Source organism: Streptomyces iakyrus, assembly GCF_000717055.1.
Taxonomy (GTDB): domain Bacteria; phylum Actinomycetota; class Actinomycetes; order Streptomycetales; family Streptomycetaceae; genus Streptomyces; species Streptomyces iakyrus.
This window is the reverse complement of sequence record NZ_JNXI01000059.1, coordinates 1-5,125: the sequence shown is the minus strand read 5'-3', so window position 1 is coordinate 5,125 and position 5,125 is coordinate 1. Positions and strand designations below refer to the sequence as shown.

The following is a 5,125-nucleotide window of genomic DNA, read 5'->3' as shown; positions in this document are numbered from 1 at the left end:
ACGCAGATCAGCCGTGTCCACACGGACAACTACAGCGTCTACGGGGTCCGAAAGGTCTGGCGGCAACTGCACCGTGAAGGCATATCAGTGGCCCGCTGCACGCCTACTACGTCGGCGACTGGATGCACGGCCACTCAAGCGCCGGCGAGATGGTCCGCCTGCGCCACGAACCCCACCACTACCACCGCGTCGAGCTCTACGACGCCGACACCCTCACCTACCGCGGCCCCGCCTTCCGCAGCGACGAGATGAGCCCCCGCCAAGCCCGCGCACTGCGCAACGCCCGCCGGCGCGAAGCCGACCGTTACGCCGCCAAAGCCCGCCGGGCCCGCAAGAACGCCTCACCCCGCTACGCCGCCACCAGCGTCGCCGCCGCGCCCGAGCCCCTCAACCGGCTCACCGCCAGCCAGGCAGCCGCCCAGCTACGCGAGCTGCAGACACCGGAAGGTCACCTGCAGGCCGAAGCCCGGCCCGACCTCCTCAACCGGCCCCAGCCCGACTCCGCCCGCTGGACCAAGCCCCGGCCCCACTCCAAACCCCAGGACACCGAGTGACCCACCCGACCACGCCCGAGAACCAGCCGACCGCCGGCCCGAACTACCACTACATGGGCCTGCCCGGCGCCCGCGCCATGCTGACCCAGGCCAGCGCAGAGACCTACGCCAACCTTGTCACCACCCTCAACGCCGACGCCGGCAAGGGCGCCATCATGTGCGTCCACGGCGGCGTCGGCCTGGGCAAGACCTTCGCCGTCAACAGCCACCTCGACGACCTCGCCCCCCACACCACCCTGCGCATCAAAGTCGGCTCCGCCAAAATCCAGGCCCTGCGCGCCGCCCTGTACAAAAGACTCGACCTGCCCGGCGAGGCCCCCCTCAACAGCACCCGCTGCGAAACCATCCTCAAGGAAGCCCTGTCGGAGACCCCGCGCGTCCTGGTCGTCGACGAAGCGCAGTGGCTGGACACCCGGGCCTTCGAATTCATCCGCGAGCTCTGGGACGACGAAGACACCCGCCTCACCGTCGTCCTGATCGGCGCCGAGACCTGCTATCAGAAGATCAAGAACCGTCCGGCGCTGGATTCCCGCATCCTCGTCTGGCAGCGCTACAAGCCCCTCACACCCGCAGAAGTCCTCACGGTCATCCCCGAATACCACCCGCTGTGGGCGGACGTACCCGCAGACGAACTGCTGTGGATCGACGACGCTGCCTGCCACGGCAACTTCCGCCGGTGGGCCAAGATCACCTACCTGCTCCGGGAACAGCACGGCGGCCCCGGCTCGAAGGGAGCCGGCAGCACGGGTCCGACAAACCCGTCCACCTCGCACGGTGCCTCCAAACCGCTCCGTCCTTACAGCCGGGACCTCGTGCGCGCCGTCCTCAGCCGCCTCGACCCCACCCAACGTCACACCGACTGAAACGCCGCTCTGGCGTCTGGGCGCATCCGCACCGTCGGAGCAGGCGGTGCGGCACCGGCATCTGCCCGCGATACTCCAACGCCCGTGGGGTAGCGGCATGCTGCCCAACAGCCGGTTGGGGCGAGTTCGTTGAGGGAGGGTTATGCAACCCGGCCAACTGGTGTTCTTGCCTGCGTAAGTTCGCCTTGTAGGCTGCATTGGCCGAAGCGATGTCAGCCAGGGCTAGACCCCCACACATGTGGGGAGCAACTCGGCATGGTGTGATCCCTGGCCGATGAGCGGGACAGACCCCCACGTGTGCGGGGAGAAGTCTTTGTCGACCGGGTTACGGAACGGCTGGTTCCGCCCACTCTATCCGAGCTTGCTGTCTCGGTGTGACCGCGTTGCGACGGTTCACCCACGCCCGTGATGGTCGGGCTTCGCTTGGTGGCAAGATGCCACCTCAACGCCCTGTGATTTCGGTTGGTGCGGACGCAGACTGCCCGTAGCGGTCTCACCCGCTGGCTCCACCAACGGCCGGACTCGAACGACTCATCGGGCAGCGGCTGTTCGGCCGCGAATGCTGGGCCTGCAGTGCCAGGGCCTAAGCAAGCGCGGAAACAGTCCCAGCAGGCGGGCTGCTTGGCCTCGAAGCTCGCAGTGTGTCCTTCGCCGAGACGGCAGGGAGGAGAGGGCAGCTCCCTGTTCGCCGACCGCTCTAGACATCTCGTATATATGCTATGTAGAGTACGAGTATGGGTAGTCCGCGTATGACCCTGCAGACCCAACTGGTCCTGCGGGCCTTGCTGGAAGACCCCGCCAAGCAGCGCTACGGCCTCGAGCTGTGCGAACTGGCGGGGCTGCCGTCGGGCACGATCTATCCGATCCTCGCCCGCCTGGAACAAGTCGGCTGGGTGGACAGCACCTGGGAAGACCCCGCCGTACACGAGGAAGCCGGCCGTCCACGCCGCCGCTTCTACCAAATCACCCAGGACGGCGCCGAGAGGGCCCGCGACGCCCTGGCCCGCGCCTACCAAGCCCGCAAGCAGCCCCTGCCGGGGTGGGCCGCCCGCCCGGCCAGCGATGGGGGAGTGTCATGAATGACAGGCGCCGCTTAGCACCACGACAGGACACGCGCCCTTGCCCCACCTCATCCCTGAGCGGCCTTCTCGCCGTGGTCCGCACACACCACCCAGATGCCGATCTCTCCCCGCTGCAGCACGCTTACAACGAAGCCGCGATCTGGCATGCCGGCCAGACCCGCCACAGCGGTGACCCCTTCATCACCCACTGCGTCGCCGTCGCCGCCATCGTCGCCGACATCGGCATGCCACCTGCCGTAGTCTGTGCGGCCCTGCTGCACGACATCGAGGACACCCCCTGCCCGCCGGGCCGCATAACCGAGCGTTTCGGCCAGACGACAGTCGATCTGATCTCAGCAGTGCGCACCACCCGCCTCGACGAGATCCCGCCGAGCGCCCTCAAGCTGGGCAACGCGCCAAAGCCGCTCCAGCCCACACGCGAGGAAGCCGTGCTGGCCATCCGCCTCGCCGACCGGCTGCACAACATGCGCACCATCACATTCGTACCCCCGACAAGGCAGCACCGCGTCGCCCGTGAAACGCTCGAGCTGGTCACACCCCTGGCCAAGGCGGCGGGCCTGACCGATGTAGGTCGTGAACTACACGACCTCTCCTCAGCCGTCCTGCGGCCCGCGACGTCCACCCTGGCCATGACCCCACCGCTGCTGACCGTACTCACCCTGCTGCTGCCCGCCACGCAGCGAGCGCGCTGGCGAGAAGAGTGGCACGCCGAACTGCGCACTCTGACCACGCGCGGCGCCCGCACCCGCTTCACCGCACGCATCCTGCTCAGCGCACCCCGGCTAACTCTTACGCTGCGTCACCCGATACGGGGGCGACGATGGTAGGCCTCCTGGCACGCATCGGCAGTGCGCTGGGCGGGATGACCGCTTTCGCGATCGCCGTGGACAGCGGAGGCCTGTCGGCCTGGACGACTGGAGCACTCACGGCCGGCGCCCTGCTCCTGGTCGCGATCGTCTTGTTCATCCCGAGCGAGACACCGACCCGGCGACTGGGCCAGCTCATCCATGCGTGGCGCGCCTCGGTCGAAGTCGCCAACCCTGAGCCAGCGCAGTCTTCTGTCCTCCCACCCTCATTGCCCCGAGAACCCAGATGTACTGGCAGGCCCGCCCAGCGCCCCTGGCGCCTGCCGTTTCTGCGTCGCATTCAGCGCGGCTGATCGAAGCTCTCTACTCTCACTGTGGTGCGTAGGGATGCGGCCACGCACGCCGCTTGGCATTGCACGGCCGAGCCTCATCTGAGCCGTACCGATTCTGCCCAAATCGCTGGGCCGGGTGAGCCGAACGGCATGCCGGTACCTGTAACGCGGACTGTGAGGTGCTCGATTCAGCGATGGGCCGCAACCACTGGTGTGTCAGTTCGCATCGAGCGCGCTGAGCCAGGCCTCGCCCGGTGGCGGAACGAAGAAGTAGCCGCCTCCCGTGGTGAGGGTGTACTTGGCCATGGCCTCGCCTTGGAGCCTGCGCTGTACCGCCTCGAAGCCTTTCTCTAAGTCACTCTGGAAGCAGGAGAAGATCAGCCCTTGGTCGTCCGGGGCCCGGTGGTAGTTGTAGCTGCGCCGGACCATCGGGGGCGGGGTGCGGGGGTTTGGTACTGCTCTGCGGACGTGTGCGTCTAGTGGGGTGGTTTTGCCGTGAGGGTCGGTGGCGAAGACGGCCCGTTCGGTGCTGGGTGTGCCGTCCAGCCATCGCCCGTTCTTACGGCGGCCGATGATGCGCTCCTGCTCGTGGACGGTGTCACGGTCCCAGAAGTCGGTGGCGAGCCGGATGATCCGGATCACCTGATAGCTGGCGCCAACGGCCCAGGAAGGTTCGCCCTGACCGGCCTTGATGGTCGCGCGTTCGGTGATCTCGGCTGCCGTGCCGGGGTTTCCATGCCCTTCGGTGAAGTGGAACGGGTTGCGGGACAGGCCTCGGCCGTCCTCGGTGCGGTTCTCGGGACGGGTCCCGTCCACGCGCCAGCGCACCTGCTGTTGTGGCAGCGCGCGAAGTGCCTGTTCTGCGGCCTGCCGTACGGCGCGGGCTGAGGAGCCGGTGATGTGGAGCAAGAGGTCGCCATGTGACTGTGCAGGGTCCAACACGTCACCCGCGAACGAGGGCATCTTCTTCAAATGCCGTGGCCTGTCTGCCGGCGAGGGCAAAGCGCCCTCACCGAGAGCTAGCCAGGCGGCGATGTCGCCGCCGTCGATCGCAGCGATGGCGTGGTGAGCGGCACGCAGCACGTTGGCGCGTTCCTGGCCGCTTGCGGTGAGATCCAGGGCGTGAAGCTGCGCGAAAGGCAGGGGTGTTGCGCCGCGCAGGTGAGCCGCTGTTTCGGCACTGTCGGAGGTGTTGCCCTGCAGGGCAAGGGCGCCTACGGCAGCCAGACCGACAGCCCCGGTGCCGGCTGCAACCGAAGTGAGCAGGACTTCTCGCCTCGTTAAAGCCACTGAGCGGACCGGCCTCTCTGGCAAAAGACAGTGACGCCTCGATGCCGGCAGGCTTGGCTGAGCTGCTGCATGGCAGGAGTCTCGGTTCGTAGGGTTCGGCTAGGACTTGTCCGGCCGATCATGTGACTACTCCGTTGTCGTGTCGTTGATGTGGGCATGGGGCGGGGCGATCTGACAGATGCCGAGTGGGAACGGCTG

General features: G+C 67.4%; 5 protein-coding genes and 1 pseudogene. 5 read left to right on the top strand and 1 reads right to left on the bottom strand.

What is annotated here, in order from left to right; translation table 11 throughout:
- From OO68_RS45080 to OO68_RS41415, 5 genes and pseudogenes are all read left to right on the top strand, one after another.
- Positions 1-102 (top strand): annotated as a pseudogene (locus OO68_RS45080) (IS3 family transposase); the annotation flags it as partial.
- A gap of 20 nt (positions 103-122) precedes the next feature.
- Complete coding sequence (locus OO68_RS41430; protein ID WP_245237465.1) at positions 123-554, top strand: hypothetical protein; 432 nt, start codon at positions 123-125, stop codon at positions 552-554.
- On the top strand, positions 551-1,417 hold the full coding sequence (locus OO68_RS41425) for an AAA family ATPase (RefSeq protein WP_033314672.1): 867 nt from the start codon (positions 551-553) through the stop codon (positions 1,415-1,417). The genes OO68_RS41430 and OO68_RS41425 overlap by 4 nt, the downstream gene beginning before the upstream one ends.
- 734 nt (positions 1,418-2,151) lie before the next feature.
- On the top strand, positions 2,152-2,496 hold the full coding sequence (locus OO68_RS41420) for a PadR family transcriptional regulator (protein WP_245237464.1): 345 nt from the start codon (positions 2,152-2,154) through the stop codon (positions 2,494-2,496).
- Positions 2,497-2,570: 74 nt separating this feature from the next.
- A complete protein-coding gene (locus tag OO68_RS41415; RefSeq protein ID WP_033314670.1) occupies positions 2,571-3,326 on the top strand; it encodes an HD domain-containing protein in 756 nt (251 codons plus the stop codon).
- A gap of 527 nt (positions 3,327-3,853) precedes the next feature.
- Here the strand turns inward: OO68_RS41415 and OO68_RS41410 are convergent.
- A complete protein-coding gene (locus OO68_RS41410) occupies positions 3,854-4,927 on the bottom strand; it encodes a Dyp-type peroxidase (protein ID WP_245237463.1) in 1,074 nt (357 codons plus the stop codon).
- Between the last annotated feature and the right edge of the window lie 198 nt (positions 4,928-5,125).

Excerpts from the sequence above, each read along its gene's own strand:
- OO68_RS41420 (WP_245237464.1), top strand. The coding sequence starts at position 2,152 with ATGGGTAGTCCGCGTATGACCCTGCAGACCCAACTGGTCCTGCGGGCC.
- OO68_RS41430 (WP_245237465.1), top strand. The coding sequence starts at position 123 with ATGCACGGCCACTCAAGCGCCGGCGAGATGGTCCGCCTGCGCCACGAA.